Annotated in this window: 13 protein-coding genes; 12 read left to right on the top strand and 1 reads right to left on the bottom strand. The window is 67.1% G+C overall.

All coding sequences use genetic code 11. The features are described 5' to 3' along the window. Positions 1-2,809: hypothetical protein (locus PLE19_19465; protein ID HPD17128.1), on the top strand; the 2,809-nt coding region annotated here is incomplete at its 5' end. Between the two features lie 88 nt (positions 2,810-2,897). On the opposite strand, the gene PLE19_19460 is transcribed toward PLE19_19465, so the two are convergent. Then, on the bottom strand, positions 2,898-3,683 hold the full coding sequence (locus PLE19_19460) for a TIM barrel protein (GenBank protein ID HPD17127.1): 786 nt from the start codon (positions 3,681-3,683) through the stop codon (positions 2,898-2,900). A gap of 353 nt (positions 3,684-4,036) precedes the next feature. Here PLE19_19460 and PLE19_19455 point away from each other — a divergent pair, with 353 nt between their 5' ends. The 11 genes from PLE19_19455 to PLE19_19405 all read left to right on the top strand — a co-directional run bounded on the left by PLE19_19455 (position 4,037) and on the right by PLE19_19405 (position 15,008). Next, positions 4,037-4,747, top strand: a complete 711-nt coding sequence (locus PLE19_19455; protein HPD17126.1) for a hypothetical protein — start codon at positions 4,037-4,039, stop codon at positions 4,745-4,747. A 32-nt stretch (positions 4,748-4,779) separates the two neighbouring features. After that, complete coding sequence (locus PLE19_19450) at positions 4,780-5,763, top strand: nucleoside hydrolase (protein ID HPD17125.1); 984 nt, start codon at positions 4,780-4,782, stop codon at positions 5,761-5,763. Positions 5,764-5,851: 88 nt separating this feature from the next. Further along, positions 5,852-6,058 (top strand): type II toxin-antitoxin system HicB family antitoxin, encoded by a 207-nt coding sequence (locus tag PLE19_19445; GenBank protein HPD17124.1) that lies wholly within the window; start codon positions 5,852-5,854, stop codon positions 6,056-6,058. Further along, positions 6,055-6,279: a type II toxin-antitoxin system HicA family toxin gene (locus PLE19_19440; protein ID HPD17123.1), complete on the top strand. Its 225-nt coding sequence runs from the start codon at positions 6,055-6,057 to the stop codon at positions 6,277-6,279. The genes PLE19_19445 and PLE19_19440 overlap by 4 nt, the downstream gene beginning before the upstream one ends. Positions 6,280-6,311: 32 nt before the next feature. Next, complete coding sequence (locus tag PLE19_19435; protein ID HPD17122.1) at positions 6,312-7,277, top strand: PD-(D/E)XK nuclease family protein; 966 nt, start codon at positions 6,312-6,314, stop codon at positions 7,275-7,277. Further along, the gene (locus PLE19_19430; protein HPD17121.1) at positions 7,228-7,764 is read left to right on the top strand and encodes a hypothetical protein; all 537 of its coding nucleotides are present in this window, start codon (positions 7,228-7,230) and stop codon (positions 7,762-7,764) included. Before PLE19_19435 ends, PLE19_19430 begins: the two co-directional genes overlap by 50 nt. Positions 7,765-8,055: 291 nt before the next feature. Further along, complete coding sequence (locus tag PLE19_19425) at positions 8,056-11,571, top strand: hypothetical protein (protein HPD17120.1); 3,516 nt, start codon at positions 8,056-8,058, stop codon at positions 11,569-11,571. 2 nt (positions 11,572-11,573) lie between these two features. After that, complete coding sequence (locus PLE19_19420; GenBank protein HPD17119.1) at positions 11,574-12,524, top strand: hypothetical protein; 951 nt, start codon at positions 11,574-11,576, stop codon at positions 12,522-12,524. 67 nt (positions 12,525-12,591) lie between these two features. Further along, a complete protein-coding gene (locus PLE19_19415) occupies positions 12,592-13,038 on the top strand; it encodes a GxxExxY protein (GenBank protein ID HPD17118.1) in 447 nt (148 codons plus the stop codon). Positions 13,039-13,168: 130 nt separating this feature from the next. Next, entirely contained in the window at positions 13,169-14,188 is a 1,020-nt protein-coding gene (locus tag PLE19_19410) for a PfkB family carbohydrate kinase (GenBank protein HPD17117.1), read from the top strand. Beyond that, a complete protein-coding gene (locus tag PLE19_19405; protein HPD17116.1) occupies positions 14,175-15,008 on the top strand; it encodes a haloacid dehalogenase-like hydrolase in 834 nt (277 codons plus the stop codon). The genes PLE19_19410 and PLE19_19405 overlap by 14 nt, the downstream gene beginning before the upstream one ends. Positions 15,009-15,016: the final 8 nt, after the last annotated feature.

The raw sequence follows: 15,016 nt of genomic DNA, 5'->3' as shown, positions 1-15,016 counted from the left end.
CATCGCCCCGCCCGGCGAGTTGGGGCCGGGCTTCGTCCGCTGCGTCGAGTGCGGCTACAGGAACATGCCCGAGTGGAAGACCTGTTACGCCTGCGGCACGCCGCTCGAGGCTAAGAAGGCCGTCGTGACCGGACCGCCCCTCAAGCTCATCACGTCGTTCGAGGACAAGAATCCCTTCCCCGGCTCCGCCACGGTCGAGGAGCATGCCACCGACGGCAAGAAGGCGATGCGGATTGACAAGTCGTACGTCTGCATGGACGGCCCGCAGGACTGGACGGGCTACGATTTCCTCAAGGCCGACCTGTACACCGACTCGCCCGACCCGCTGGAACTCTACGTCGAGGTCCGCGACGCCCAGACGACCGACTACTGGACGCGCGTGAACTACACCACCGTGGCGCCGCCGGGCGCGAGCACGCTCATCATCCCGGTCAAGCAGCTCTACGTCGGCGAGAAGTCGCGGCCCGGCCGCATGCTCGTCCTCAATGCCATCACCCGCCTGGTCTTCGCCATCGGCGACAAGCCGCCCGCGCCGCTCTTTGTGGACAATGTGCGGCTCGAGCGCGACGACTCGCCGCAGAAGGCCCTCTTCGACGGCCTCTGGGCCTTTGATTTCGGCACCGGTACCAGCCCCGTGATGGACGGCTTCACGGCGATCACCCCCGCCACGCTCTACAGCCAGGGGCGCGGCTACGGCCTCAAGGGCGCCCGCGTCTGGCGCAGCTTCGACGCCCTCCAGCCCGAGCCGCTCTACCAGGACTTCATCTGCATCGAGGCCGGCGGCCTGGCCGTGGACGTGCCGAACGGCCGCTACCGCGTGTGGGTGAACATGGACAACCCCTCCGGCTTCTGGGGTGAATACCAGGCCTATCGCAAGCGCGCCATCCTCGCCGAAGGCCAGCCTGCCGTCACCGACACGATGGACTTCGCGGCGTTCCGCAAGAAATACTTCCGCTTCTGGAACGTCGAGGACCTCCCCACCGACAACACGTTCGACAAGTACCAGAAAGCCTACTACCAGGAGAAGACCTTCGAGGCCGACGTGGCGGACGGCCAACTCAACGTCGAGTTCCAGGGCGAGAACTGGGCGTGCAGCGTCGCCGCCGTCGTCATCTTCCCCGTCGCCAAGGCCGCCGAGGGCGAGAGCTTCCTCAAGTTCGTCGAGGCCCGCCGCCGCTTCTACTTCGACAACTACTTCAAACGTGTCCTCCACCGTCCGACCGGCGAGCCGCTGGCGCCGAGCGCGGAGGACACGAAGAGCGGCTACCTCGTCTTCGAACGCGACTACATGCAGGACGTCTTCTACAACGACACGCCCGCCAAGACCGATATCATGAAGTCCCCCACCCAGATTGAAGCGTTCGCCGGCGAGTATGAGCCGCTGACCTTCACCGTCCTGCCGCTCCGCGACCTGGGGCTGGTCAAGGTGAGCGTGAGCGACTTCGGCGGCCCGGGCGGCACGATCCAGGCCAGCGCCATTGACGTTGGCTTCGTTTCCTACCGCGTAAGTCGAGTGACAATGGAGGGTTCAGTCTACACGATCAACCCGCGGCTCATCATGCCCTCGGCTGTGGTAGATATGCCCAAGGGCATCGCCCGCCGCTTCTGGCTCACGGTGAAGACCCCCGCCGACGCCAAGCCCGGCCTCTACAGAGGCGCCGTAACCATCGAGCCCGAGAAGGGCGAAGCCTCGGTCGTCCGCGTCGAACTGCGCGTACGGATAGGCACCCTCGACCCCGTGGACGTGCCTGCCGGGCCGTGGGGCTACACGATCAACATCCCCTGGCCTGGTGGCGACGCCGAGGCCACAGCCTACAACCGCGACGTGGCCCTCAAGAGCCTCCAGAAAATGCGCGAGTACGGCTTCACCATCTTCAGCGGAGCCCCCCACATCGCCTATCGCGGCTTCAAGGGCGGCGAGCCGCAGCTCGACTTCACCCAGGCCGACCCCATCATGAAGACCGCCAAGGACTTAGGCTTCCTGGCCGTATGTTCCTACGGCAGCGGGGTTTCGGGTTTCAATGCTTACTACCAGGACACGGCGGCCATGACCGCCGCGGGGTTCAAGGACTACACGGCCTTCATCAAGGCCGTCTATGGTGCCGTGCAGGCCCACGCCGACGCGGCCGGCTGGTTGCCGGTCTACTACAACCTGGGCGACGAGCCGATCGGCGACGCCGTCATCCGCGCCTCCGAGAACGCCGAGGCCTACACAGCGGCGTTCCCCCAGGGGCCGCCCTGGTTCACCTTCGCCACCAGCTACAGCGGCGGAAAGAAGGACGACCCGCACTACCGCCTCTCCAAGGCCGTCCACATCCCCAACTGGAACCTCCATGACGAGGCCGGCGTCGCCCTCATGCGCGAGGCGGGGCGCGCCTGGGCCTTCTACAACGGCGGCAACCGCTGGACCTATGGCGACTACATGTTCAAAGCTGCCAAGGACTTCGGGATGAAGTTCCGCATCGCCTGGCACTGGAACTGCTCCGCCGGCGACCCCTACTACGCCCTCGACTGCCGCGAGGACGACTATGCCTGGTGCACCGCCACGCCCGACGGCACGCTCATTTCCACCCCCTTCTTCGAGCAACTCCGCGAGGGCTTGGACGACTATCGCCGCCTCGTCACCCTCGCCCGCCTCGCAAAGGAGAAGGCCGGCACCCCCGCCGCGGCGGCTGGCGAGAAGCTCATCGCCGACCGCATGGCGTCGTTCAAGCTCGGCCAGCGCGACCACGACACCCTCTTCGGCCCCGGCGACTGGGCCGCCTTCCGCCGCAAGGCCGACGACGCCATCGAAGCCCTGCGCAAGTGAGCGCCTGGCCAATGCAGGAGTTCTCGGGAAGGTGGGGGCGCGGGGGAGGAAGCTCCTCTTGCAAGAGGGGCTTCCTCCCCCGTCTTCTCTATCCCTGCCGCATCTTCTCGAGCACGCGGCGGACTTCGGCGAGTTGGTACGCGACCTCGGCGTACTCGTTCTTCGCCGAGTGGTGTTCCACGCCCCAGTAGCCCTGATAGCCGGCATCGAGGAGCGTCCTCATCGCCGGCTCCAGGCGCGTGCGGGTGATGCGGGCGTCCACGTGCGTGTGGCAGGCCCAGGGGGCGAGGCGGCGGTCGCCCTCCTCCTCGGGCGCGCCCTCCCAGTGGCCGATGTGCAGCAGGATGCCGAAGGCGGGGTGGTCCACCGCGCGGGCCAGCCGCTCCATGTTGTCGGGCACCAGTTCCGGCCCCCAGTGGCTCTCGGGCCCCACGCGGAAGCCTGCGTCGCCGCCGATCTGGCAGTACTCGCGCATACGCTTCACGATGTAGTCGAACTGCTCATTGGTCCAGGCGTTGCCCTTGCCGCCGGCGTCAATGCGCATGGTCTTGGCGCCGAGGAAGGCGGCGGCGCGCAGGTGGGCCAGCGCGCTCGCGTGGTTCTTGTCGCGCACCTCGGGCTTGTCGTCCCACGGATGGCAGCCGTCGGCGTGGTAGTTGGCCAGGCACATCTCGCGTTCGGCGAGGGCTTCCTTCACCTTCTTGAGGAAGTCGTCCTGGAGATACACCTTCTCGTCGCGGCCGAGCAGGCCGTTCCAGATGTCGGCCGCGTCGAGGTGATAGCGGTACTTGCAGCTCTCCAGGTAGCCGAAGACGTCCATCATCCCAGCCCCGATCAGCCCGTGGAACGAAAACGACGCGATGCAGACGTTCATTCTCGGGTCTCCTTGCAGCTTCACCGGCTCGCCGGGCACCAGACCTTCCCATCCGAGTGTGCGGCGAACTGAACCACGCGCTCAGTTCCCAGGCCCCGGAGTGTCACCAGGCGCCGAACGCCGAGCATTATGCTCCCGTGTGGAGGAAAAAGCAAGGGCGGAACTCGCAGTCCCTCTTGCACTTTGCGCGTCGCTGGCTACAATCGGGCTATGCCCGGAGCCTGGTGGGCGTGTCCCGTGCTCGTCGCTCCTGGAGGAGGTCGGGGCATGAACGCAGTCGAGGCCCCCGCGAGGCCCGACGGGGGATCTGCCGCATACCCGTCGTGCGTTACCCAGGTGTTGGAGTGGCCGCGATGACCCCGCAGGAACTTGGCCATGATGCGTGGACGAGGAGAGTAGGCGACACGATTCCGTTCACCCAGTTGCCGGCCCTCATCGGAGCTGTCCAGGCCGAGCGCGAGAAGTCCCGCCCCGATGTCTCCCCCGGCGATCTGGCCAAGGCTCTGGTGGACACGTGCGTCTTCGCCTGTCCACGTTGCGGCGTGTTCGACAACAAGGCGGTCCTGGCGGCCGCAACCGCAGCACAGATGATGGCGGAAGACCCACAGATGGCTGTCTCGTTCGGCGGACCTGACATCGCTGCCCTGGCCAGTGGCAAGTGCCCGGGCTGCGGAGGCACGACCGTGCAGATGGTGCTCGATCTGGGGCTGCTTCGGCGCGACACGTACTGGTCAGAGAAGGCCAAAGCCGCCCTGGGCTGCGTCGCCGGGCTTCTCATTGCCTCCTTCACGGGCCTCATGGTAGGGGCTGTGCTCGGGAGCGCAGACGCCACGCCGGCTTCGCGAGTCGCCGTCCCCATCGTGGGGCTGTTCTTCCTTTTCTTCGCCATTGCCTGCGGTGCAGGTGTTCCGGGCGCCTTCCGGCGCTACGGCCGGCGCAGGGTGTTCCTCGCGTACGTGTGTCTGGTGGTGGTGGTCAGTCTGGCCGTGTTCGCCCTGAGATTCGGCGCGGGGAACGGGGCCGCTTCCGCGGGCCCGCCCGCGGCCAGCGCCGAGAGGCGCTGACACTCGTGCCCCTGGAACGAAAGGAGTGTAGCATGTGGACAACGGTGGCATTCATCGGCTCGATGGGGCTGGCGGCAACGTTGGTCGCCGCGGCGCCCGACGCTGGACCCGGCCGGCCCGCCAAGATCCCCGTCATCCTCGACACCGACATCGGCGGCGACATTGACGACACCTGGGCGCTGGCCCTGCTGTTGAAGTCGCCCGAGCTCGACCTCAAGATGGTCGTCACCGACACGGGCGACACGGTGTACCGCGCGAAGATTGCGGCGAAGCTGCTCGAGGTGGCGAAGCGGACGGACGTGCCGGTGGCCGTGGGCATCAAGCAGAGGCCCCACGGCGCGCCCCAGGCCCCCTGGGTGGCCGACTACGACCTCGCCAAGTACCCCGGCAAAGTGCACGAGGACGGCGTGACGGCGCTGATCGACATGATCATGGCCTCGCCGCAGCCGATCACGCTCATCTGCATCGGGCCGGTGCCCAACATCCAGGCCGCGCTGGCCCGGCAGCCCGAGATCGCCAAGAAGGCCCGCTTCGTGGGCATGCACGGCAGCGTCCGCAAGGGCTACAACGGCGGCCCGAAGCCCCAGCCCGAGTACAACGTGAAGCAGGACGTCAAGGCCTGCCAGGCCGTCTTCACCGCCGCGTGGCCAATGACCATCACGCCCCTCGACACCTGCGGCATCGTCCACCTCCGCGGCGACAAGTATCGCAAGGTCGCTGAGAGCGACGACCCCATCGCCAGGGCCGTCATCGAGAACTACCGCATCTGGTGGCGGGCCGGCAACCCCAACAAGCCCGAGAAGATTGACGCCAGCTCCACCCTCTTCGACACCGTGGCCATCTACCTCGCCTTCGCCACCGAGCTGCTGAACATGGAGCGCCTCAGCATCCTGGTGACCGACGACGGCATGACTCGCGAGGACCCGCAGGGCAAAGCGATGGACTGCGCGATGTCGTGGAAAGACCTCGGCAAGTTCGAGGATCTCCTCGTCGAACGGCTGACGGGCAAACCGTGAGCCAGATGTGGCGCTTGAAATGGCGAGGCCGGCAGGCTACGATTGGAGCAGTGAGAACACTCCCGCGTCACTGGCCGGAGGCCGAGCCATGAGACAGGTGATCCTCTATCCGGGCGAGGACGGCTATTGGGTGGCCGAATGCCCCAGCCTACCCGGCTGCATCAGCCAGGGCAAGACGAAGGCCGAGGCGGTCGCCAACATCAAAGAAGCCATTGAGGGCTACGTCGCCGCGCTGGAAGACGACCATCTGCCCGTGCCTGAAGAGCACTTCGACGCCCTGGTCGTCGCCGTATGAGCAAGCTGCCCAGGCTCTCCGGCCGGGAATGCGTCAAGGCGCTGGCGAGGGCCGGGTTCACCCTCGTCCGTCAGCATGGCAGCCACATGATCCTCCGACGCAGCGACCCCTTCACCCAAGTCGTGGTTCCCGATCACAAGGAACTCGACCGAGGCACTCTCCGCGCCATCATCCGTCAGGCCGGGTTGAACGTTGAGGAATTTGCGGGCCATGCGGGCTAGAGTTCCCGGCGCGGCTGAACGTGGAGCGCGACATGGGCCACGGCAAGTTCGAGCCGCTTGCGTCGCAGTTCGGGCAGCTTCTCCATGGCTATGGTGCTGCGCTGTCGCGTTGCCACCCGCGGGCAGGTGCCAGAACGGAGTGCTTCCGTGGCCTTCTCGAAGGCTTCGTTGAGGCCGACCAGCGCGCCTCGCAAGCCGAGGCCGCCAACGCCGCGGAGGACCACCGCGAGTTCGGGGAGCTGCTGGACGGCTTTGAGCGGGCCATTGCAGCCTGGCGTGACGCCCAGAAGGCGACGGCTGACGACTTCAACCTGCTCAGCGTCCTGAAGGTCGCCGGCGACGAGCTACGTCACTCCAGGGTCCTTGCGTGGCTCCTGGACCACGACCTCCTGCGCCTCGGCACACATGCCCAGGGCAACCTCGGCTTCCGGCTCTTCCTCGAGGAATTGGCGCTTCCGCGCGAGTATGCCAATGGGGGGTACCGGGTCCATCGAGAGGTCGCCGGCGACGAGTCGAGGGTGGACCTCGAGGTCGCCGCGCGCGGCCGCTTCCTGCTCTGGATCGAGAACAAGATCTGGTCCGCCGAGGGCGAAGCCCAGACCCACCGGGAGTGGGACGACCTGCAACGGCGGGCGGCCCAGCTTGGCGTACCTGCCGACCGCGTTCACGCGCTGTTCCTCACTCTCGGGGGCTCGCCGCCGCAGAACCCGGGGTTCGTCGCGGTTCGATGGCGCACCATTGCCAGTGTCTTCGACCGCTTCGCCGTTGAGGCCCATCCCGACGACGTGAAGCTGTTCTGTCGCCACTACGCGCGGGCGCTCCGCGAAATGTCCTCAGAACCCCCTGGCATGCAGGAGACCAAGAATGACCAAGGAGAAGCAGTGGTACAACGAGGCCGAGCGTTACCTGATCCAGAACTGGCCGATGGCGTGCCTCATGGAGGAGGCAATGCAGGATGTGCGCAAGAAGTACGTGGCCGTCTTCGACAGGGTAGTTGAGACCGTACGCAAGAACCACGAAGACTTCGACGACTACAGCAATCGCATGACGTACGCCAACGAGGATGGCTTCGTGCTGCTGACCAAGAGCGCCTGGAGGGAAAAGCAGAAGTGGCCGCCGCCGGGGTTGTGGATCGAGAACCTACGTCCTGAACTCCTCTTCGACACGGATGGACCCGTCCCCTATGCAGGCATCTGGGTGCCTGCCAAGAAGACCGGCGTAGACTCCCGCAAAGCGAGGAAGGCGATCGTCGGGGCAGCGCTCCATTGCCTGAGCGAAGATGAGCAGGCGCGTTGCCTGAAGCAGCCAGAGGATGAGGACTACCTGCTATGCTACGATCTGCCTGAAGAGCGTGACCGACTCCTCCAGATGCTCCTTGAGGGCGATGCGCAGTCGTTCGTGGACTGTATGGTTGGGCATCTCGACCTTCTGGCGCGGTTCACGCCGGTCGTGGACAAGCTGCTGGGCGTGGCACCCGGCGGGTAGGAGTGAATGTGGGGGCGCGGCCTGGCGAATGGGAACGCAGAGCGGAGGGGCTTGCGCCCGGCGCAAGGTCGGGCATACTGAAGGGAGAGAGGTGACCAGGTATAGTTGACCCGGGCCGCATCGGGGAAGTGAGCCAGCAGATCGCACAGGAGTTCCATCCCGACCGCATCGTGCTGTTCGGCTCGCACGCGCGGGGGACGGCTGGGGAGACGCCAAGCGCACTTGCGCAGAGCCGCGGGAAAATGCATCATGCCCGCACGGGGAGGTCTCGCTGCGGGAAAGGACTAGTCCGTGCGGAAGGCGATAGCGGCGTCGCTGCTGTTGGTGACTCTGATTGCGGGCGCGCGGGGCCTCGGCGGCGAAGTGCTTGTGATTGACCGGGCTGAGACCGCTGGCATCAGCGCCTTTCGCCCGATGTGGGACACGCCGGTGGTCACTGCGCCCGACGGCGTGCGGGTGATCAAGGACTCCGTAATCAAGGACCGCGGCGGGGCCGCCGTCTGGTGGCCCGGGGCGCGCGACGGCGGCTCGAAGCCCGGGGCGATGGCCTTCGACGCGCTGCGGCGCTTCCTCCTCGTCCGCTTCCCCGACGCCGCCGACCAGATCTCGGCGAAGCTCAACGCCGGCCTCGCCATCGAGAAGGTCGAGTTGGTGCTGCCTTTCAAGGACGAAGAGCTGTGGCCCGAAGGCACCACGGGCAGCGGCATCGGCCCCGAGGGCGGCTACGAGTACCGCGCCAACTGGGGCGTGGATGATCTCTATCGCAAGCACCGCCCCACCTGGCATGCCCTCGCCTGGGCGCTGCGAAAGCCCTGGAAGGCCGACCCGAAGAGCGGCCCAACCTTCAACGCCTACGCCAACGGCTCGGGCTACTGGAAGAGATACGGCGCCGCCGACACTACGGAAGATCGCTTCCCCAGACAGTTCGGCCCCACACCTGTTCACTACCAGGCTCCCGAAGGACGAATGGACGTGACGCCCGTGCTCGCGGACGACGCGTTCGGCAAGACCCTCGGCGAGCGGCTCCGCACCCTGAGCGACTGCGGCTTCCTCCTCCGCAAGTGGGAGACCTACGACCATCGCTACTACACCGGCTGCTACGAGTGGGCCACCGCCACCGGCGGCCGGGCGATCGTCATTGACACGCCGAGGTTGGTCGTCCAGTTCGGAGTCCCGCCTTCAGGCGGTCTTCCCAGCCCCATCGCAAAGGAGCCGCCTAGAGGCGGGACTCCGAACGTAGGCGGCAAGCCCACCGCCGTGATGCCCACGGCGGAAGAACTTGACGCCCTCGCCAAACGTTATGCTCCGCGCAAGCCCGACTGGATGCCCGAGTGGCAATGGGCGCGGGTGCGGGAACTGCTCACCCTTCAGCAAGGCGAGAACGCTCTTGACGAGCCATTCTGGATGCAGTTCACGCCCCGCTACCTCGTCGAGCGCCGCGTCGGCAGCGAGAGGCGGGCCGAGAAGCCGCGCTCGAAGGGCGAACTCGCCTACGAGGTATGGGTGGACTGCCTGCTGGCCATGCAGCCGCGCGGCTGGAACGGCTTCGAAGCCTCGACGCAACTCCTGCCCGCACTCGTCTACGGCGACGCGTTGCCCGGCCCCGCTCGCGACGTGTTCACGGAGTACTGGACGAACTGGCTGATGCCCGACCGGCCCACCGCGCCGCCCGAACGGCACCAGGACCCCGAGTGCCTCGACGGCTCGCTCGTCCACCCCATGCTCGACCAGCTCAAGAAAGTGCAGGCCACCGCGCAGTTCAGCGGCGGCGACAGCTACTTCAACAAGACGGGCGACTGGCGCGGCAACAAGAGCTTCTATCGCTCGGGCTTCTGCTACACGATCAGCACGATGAACTTCAACCACACCTCCGCGATGGGCGCGCTCCTCGGCGGCGCCGTCATCGGCTCCGAGCGGGCCATGACCGACGGCCGCCACGGCATCGAAAACTATCCCCTCCGCCTCTGGTGCTGGTTCGACGGCACCACCCAGGAGTCCATTGACCACTACTACCTCTCGGTCACGCTCACGGCGCAGAAGATGATCGCCGACTTCGGCCCGACCCTCTTCGACCGCATGCTCGGCAAGAGCATCCTGCTGAAGACCGTGGACGAGTTGATCGGCGCTTACCACCCCGGCCTCCACCGCTTCATCGCCGGCTCGTGCCGCACCGCGCCCGAACACCTGCTCGTCACCCAGGACGGCGTCTACCACATTGTCCATTCGCTCAGCCAGAAAGGCGTGCTGCGCGATCTCGACAACAGGGACGTGCCGGGCGGCATGCCCGTCATCGGCCAGGAGCTCTCCCCGGCGCATGTCGGCCGCCAGACCCTTCAAGGCCCCTGGGCGCCCGACTGGAAGAGCGGCCTCGTGGACTCCAAGCCGCTGCCGTGGGAGATGACCTGCACGTTCAAGCAGTGGGGCCGGCACGTGAAGCAGCCCATCATGCGCCGCTCGTATCTCGGCCACCACTACGGCCTCTACAGCAGCGACGCCCAGATGGGCATCATCCCCATCCTCGGCCAGTGGCGGCGGGCCGACAAGCCGGCCGAGCGGATGCAGGACGTCGGCACGATGCTCCTGCGCTATGGCCTCAACACCACGCGCCTCGTCAACGACGCCCCCGGCTGGATCGCCACCTACGGCACCCAAGCCACGCTCCAGCACAAGGGCAAGATGATCGTCGTGGCCAGCCCGCACCCCTGGCTCGACCCCAAGCACAACATCAAGAGTCTCCAGAGCACCCTTGCCCTCTACAACTACGAGGCGTTGGGAGCCCCTGTGGGCGGGGCCTCCGCGCCCCGCGAGCCGCAGGACGCGGGGCAGGGACGCCCCGCCCACAAACTGTCCTGGAGGATTTTCGCCGATGGCGAGCCTATCACGGCCCTGCCCGCGCGGCTCAAGGCCGGGCAGCGAATCACCATCCAGGACGGCGTGAGCTACATCGGCATCGTGCCCCTGCCCGCCACCGACCTCGGCCGCACCGACGAGGTGGTGCTCTCGGAGGGCGACGAGCAGGAGTTCGGCCGCGGCAAGTTCAGGGCCGCCCTCGTGATTGACAACTACAACCTGAAGGGCGACGCGCCCCTGGCGGAGAAGGCCGACTTCGCGAAGGTGGACCGCGCCTGGGGCGGCTTCGTGGTCGAGATGACCGACGCCACCGAGTTCTCCGGCTTCCGCCGCTTCCAGAGCCACATCGCCTCCGCCAAGCTCCAAACCCGCGACGAGCCCGAGCAGGCCATCGCCCACGTGAAGTACGCGAGCGGCAAGGACACGATGGAGCTGGGCGTCTTCACCACCTACAAGGAGGATGAACCGCTCGACCAGCTCTTCGCCTACCGCCGCGTGAACGGCGCCTGGCCCTACCTGCCCGAGGGCGTCGAGCGCGACACCCCCGTCGCCCAGCAAGCCACCACGGGCCGCCTCGAGAAGAACGGCGCCGTGCTCGCCTGCGAGAAGGGCCGCATGGCCTACCTCCACGCCGACCCCGCGAGCGACACCTTCGCCGGCTACAACCCCCTGCCCGACCCCACCGACTGGTCGCTCACGATTCCGGGCCGCATCCGCGTGTGGGCCGACGGCAAGCTCGGCATCGCCCACATCGTCGTCCGGCCCAAGGCCGGCAAAGTGACGGTGGACTACGCGACGCGCCCGGGCGCCGAGACGGCTGGCATGGCCACGGCCCTCCTTCTCGACGGTTTCCCGGCCCCGCCCGCCGTGACGCTCAACGGCCAGACCCTGCCCGAACTCAGGCGCCAGACCGTGGACGGCCGCCCCTGCTTCCTCGTGCCGCTGAAGGGACTGTAGCCATGCCCCACGACCGCATTGACCTGTCGAGGGTGAAGACCTATCGCCTCGGCGAGCGGCGCAACCTGGTGAAGCTGAGCGACCTCGTGCGCCCGTGCGCCCCGCCGCCCCCCTTCGACCACCCCGAGCTGCATCTGGTCGCCCGAGCCATCCGCGAGGCGCGCCGGCGCGGCGCGCCAGTCCTCTGGATGCTCGGCGCACACGTCGTCAAGAGCGGGCTCTCGCTGCTTGTGATTGACCTCATGCAGCGGGGCCTCGTCACCCACGTGGCCGGCAACGGCGCCGTCTCCATCCACGACTTCGAGCTGGCCCTCATCGGCGAAACGAGCGAGGACGTGGCCGACTCCATCGAGGACGGCTCGTTCGGCATGGCCGACGAAACGGGCCGCCTGATCAACCAGGCCGTGCAGGCCGGCGTGCGCGACGGCCTGGGCTACGGCGAGGCCCTCGGCCGCCTCTACGCCACCGACCCCCGCTTCATCCACCGCGACGCCAGCATCCTCTACAACGGCCACAAGCTCGGCGTGCCCGTCACCATTCACGTCACCATCGGCACCGACATCATTCACCAGCATCCCGCCGTGGACTTCGGCGCGCTGGGCGCGGCGAGCGGACTCGATTTCCGTGCCTACTGCGCCACTGTGGCGAAGCTCGAGGGCGGCGTCTTCTGCAACTTCGGCTCTGCCGTCACAGGCCCCGAGGTCTTCCTCAAAGCCCTCTCCATCGCGCGCAACCTCGGCCACACCGTGAGCCACATCACCACCGCCAACTTCGACCTCTTCCCCCTCCGCGGCGACTACCACGCCGACGTGCCGAAGGACGACATCGAGTACTACTATCGCCCGCGCAAGAACATCGTCAACCGCCCCGTCTCCCTCGGCGGCCGCGGCTACCACATCACCGGCGACCACAAGGCCACCATCCCCAACCTCTATCAGATGCTCACCGAGTAGCCGCGAAGAGAGATGCCCGCGAAACACGCGAATCACGCGAAAAGGGAGGCCAGAGAGGAGAAAAGGCATGGCGGAGTTGCTCTATCCGCGCGAGAGCCATAAGATCATGGGAGCTTGTTTCGCGGTCTACCGGGAGAAGGGCTGCGGGTTCACCGAGCCGATCTACCAGGAGTGCATGGAGATCGAGCTTGAGTGCCAGGGAATCCCTTTCGAACCCCAGGAGCAGCTAACCCTGGCCTACCGTGGAAGGCAGTTGCGCCAGAAGTTCATCCCGGACCTCGTCTGCTATGGCAGTATCATCGTGGAGCTGAAAGCTGTATCCGAGTTGACCGAAGAGCACGAGGCACAAGTTCTCAACTACCTCAATGCCACTGGGATGAAGCTGGGCATCCTGGTGAACTTCGGGCACTATTCAAAGGTTGAGTACCGTCGCATCGCGCTAAGTCTCGGCAAGGGGCGGCCGCAAGCGCCAGCGCGACCTCGTCGCCCAACGTCGCGCCAGAGGACGTCCTGAGCGGTGCACGGATTGCACGGTGGTTCGGTCCCTCGAACCCCGCCCAGAGCGCAAGGGCTTGTCGTCTTCGCGTTTCTTCGTCCCTTTCGCGTGCTTCGCGTGTTTCGCGGGCAATCTCTGGAGGCTCATGATGAACCGGAAGCGCCTGGAGGAATTGTTGGCCGCCTTCCCCTCGAAGCGGGTGGGCATCATCGGCGACTTCTGCGTGGACATCTACTGGCACGCGGACATGACCCGCTCGCTGCTCTCGCGCGAGACGCCGCACTTCGCGCGGCCCATCGTGGCCGAGAAGTTCTCGGGCGGGGCCGCCGCCAACGTGGCCTGGAACCTCCGCGAGCTCGGCGTCGGCGCCGTGCTGCCCATCACCATCTTCGGCGACGACTGGCGCGGTCGCGAGCTCTCCCGCGTGCTCGCCGAGCGCCACGGCTGCGACCTGCGCTACGTGGTCCACGCCCCGGACCGCGTGACCCCCGCCTTCGCCAAGCCGATCCTCCACGGCTTCCATTCGGAGCAGGAGGACGCGCGGCTCGACTTCGAGAACGCCACGCCCGCTCCGCCCGAGCTGGAGGAGATCGTGCTCGCCAACCTCGCCGAGGCGATGCCCACGCTCGACGCGCTGCTCATCGCCAACCAGATCAACAACAGCCTCATCAGCGCGCGGGTGCGGAAAGGCATCCTGCGCCTCGCCGCGAGGCACCCGAAGGCCGTGGCCATCGCCGACTCGCGGAACGAGATCGGCAAGTTCAAGGGCGTCATCCTCAAGCCCAACGAGATCGAAGCGGCCCGCGTGTTCCACCCCGGCATCGCGCCGGCCGACATCACAGACGCCGTGATCCGCGACTGCGGCACCCGCCTGAGCGCGCGGTGCGGCAAGCCTGTGTTCCTCACCGTGGGCGAGCGGGGCGCCTTCGTCTTCGACGGCAAGCGCTGTGACCATGTGCCAGGGATCAAGGTCGAGCCGCCGATTGACATCGTGGGCGCGGGCGACACGTTCATGGCCGCCCTGGGCGCCGCGCTGGCCAGCGGCGCCACCAACACCGAGGCCGCCGAGCTGGCCTGCCTCGCCGCCGCCGTCACCGTCAAGAAAATCGGCATCACCGGCGCCGCAAGCCCCCAGGAACTGCTGGACAGACTCGATGCCAAGCAATAGGGCTGCTATCGAGGTCATGAATCCCGCTATCGAGCGTGGCCGGCTCCGGCACGCACTCCTCGATTTCGACGGCACCATCTCAGTCCTCCGCGAGGGCTGGGAGCGGGTGATGGTGCCGTTGATGATCGAAATGATCGCCGGTGAAGCAGGCGACCCCGACGGCACCATCCGCCAAGAGGTCGAACGCTACGTGGACGAGTCCACGGGCCTCCAGACGATCCTCCAGATGGACTGGCTGGTGCAGGCGGTGACGCGCCATCGAGGCGCATCGCAGGCGCTCTCGGCCGAGCAGTACAAGGCCCTCTACAACGAGCGGCTGCTGGCGCACATCCGGGACCGCGTGAGCCGCCTCGAAGGCGGCCGCGTGCGCCCCGACGAGCTGATGATCGCGGGCGCCGAGGCGTTCCTCCAGGCCCTCGCCGGCCGCGGCCTGACGCTCTACGTGGCGAGCGGGACAGACGTGGAGGACGTGCGGCGCGAGGCCGCGGCCCTGGGCGTGGCGCGTTACTTCGGCGGCGGCATCTACGGCGCCGTGGGCGCGTCGCGCGCCTGCTCGAAAGCCGCTGTGATTCGTGATATTCTGACGACGCACGGCCTCGAGGGCCCCGAGTTGCTCGTCGTGGGCGACGGGCCGGTGGAGATTCGCGAGGGCAGGGCCCGAGGAGCGATCACCGTGGGCGTGGCCAGCGACGAGGTGCGCCGCCGCGGCCTCAACCCGCGCAAGCGCGCGCGCCTCGCCGCCGCCGGCGCCGATGTCATCGTGCCCGATTTCACCGCGGGCGAGGCGCTCCTCGCCCTGCTGTTCCCAACCGGAGAGTGAAGGAGAGA

This window comes from Planctomycetota bacterium, from assembly GCA_035384565.1.
Taxonomy (GTDB): Bacteria; Planctomycetota; PUPC01; order DSUN01; family DSUN01; genus DAOOIT01.
This window is presented reverse-complemented; position numbering and strand designations above follow the sequence as displayed.

Excerpts from the sequence above, each read along its gene's own strand:
- PLE19_19460 (HPD17127.1), bottom strand. The coding sequence starts at position 3,683 with ATGAACGTCTGCATCGCGTCGTTTTCGTTCCACGGGCTGATCGGGGCT.
- PLE19_19455 (HPD17126.1), top strand. The coding sequence starts at position 4,037 with ATGACCCCGCAGGAACTTGGCCATGATGCGTGGACGAGGAGAGTAGGC.
- PLE19_19450 (HPD17125.1), top strand. The coding sequence starts at position 4,780 with ATGTGGACAACGGTGGCATTCATCGGCTCGATGGGGCTGGCGGCAACG.
- PLE19_19445 (HPD17124.1), top strand. The coding sequence starts at position 5,852 with ATGAGACAGGTGATCCTCTATCCGGGCGAGGACGGCTATTGGGTGGCC.
- PLE19_19440 (HPD17123.1), top strand. The coding sequence starts at position 6,055 with ATGAGCAAGCTGCCCAGGCTCTCCGGCCGGGAATGCGTCAAGGCGCTG.
- PLE19_19435 (HPD17122.1), top strand. The coding sequence starts at position 6,312 with ATGGGCCACGGCAAGTTCGAGCCGCTTGCGTCGCAGTTCGGGCAGCTT.
- PLE19_19430 (HPD17121.1), top strand. The coding sequence starts at position 7,228 with ATGCAGGATGTGCGCAAGAAGTACGTGGCCGTCTTCGACAGGGTAGTT.
- PLE19_19420 (HPD17119.1), top strand. The coding sequence starts at position 11,574 with ATGCCCCACGACCGCATTGACCTGTCGAGGGTGAAGACCTATCGCCTC.
- PLE19_19415 (HPD17118.1), top strand. The coding sequence starts at position 12,592 with ATGGCGGAGTTGCTCTATCCGCGCGAGAGCCATAAGATCATGGGAGCT.
- PLE19_19410 (HPD17117.1), top strand. The coding sequence starts at position 13,169 with ATGAACCGGAAGCGCCTGGAGGAATTGTTGGCCGCCTTCCCCTCGAAG.
- PLE19_19405 (HPD17116.1), top strand. The coding sequence starts at position 14,175 with ATGCCAAGCAATAGGGCTGCTATCGAGGTCATGAATCCCGCTATCGAG.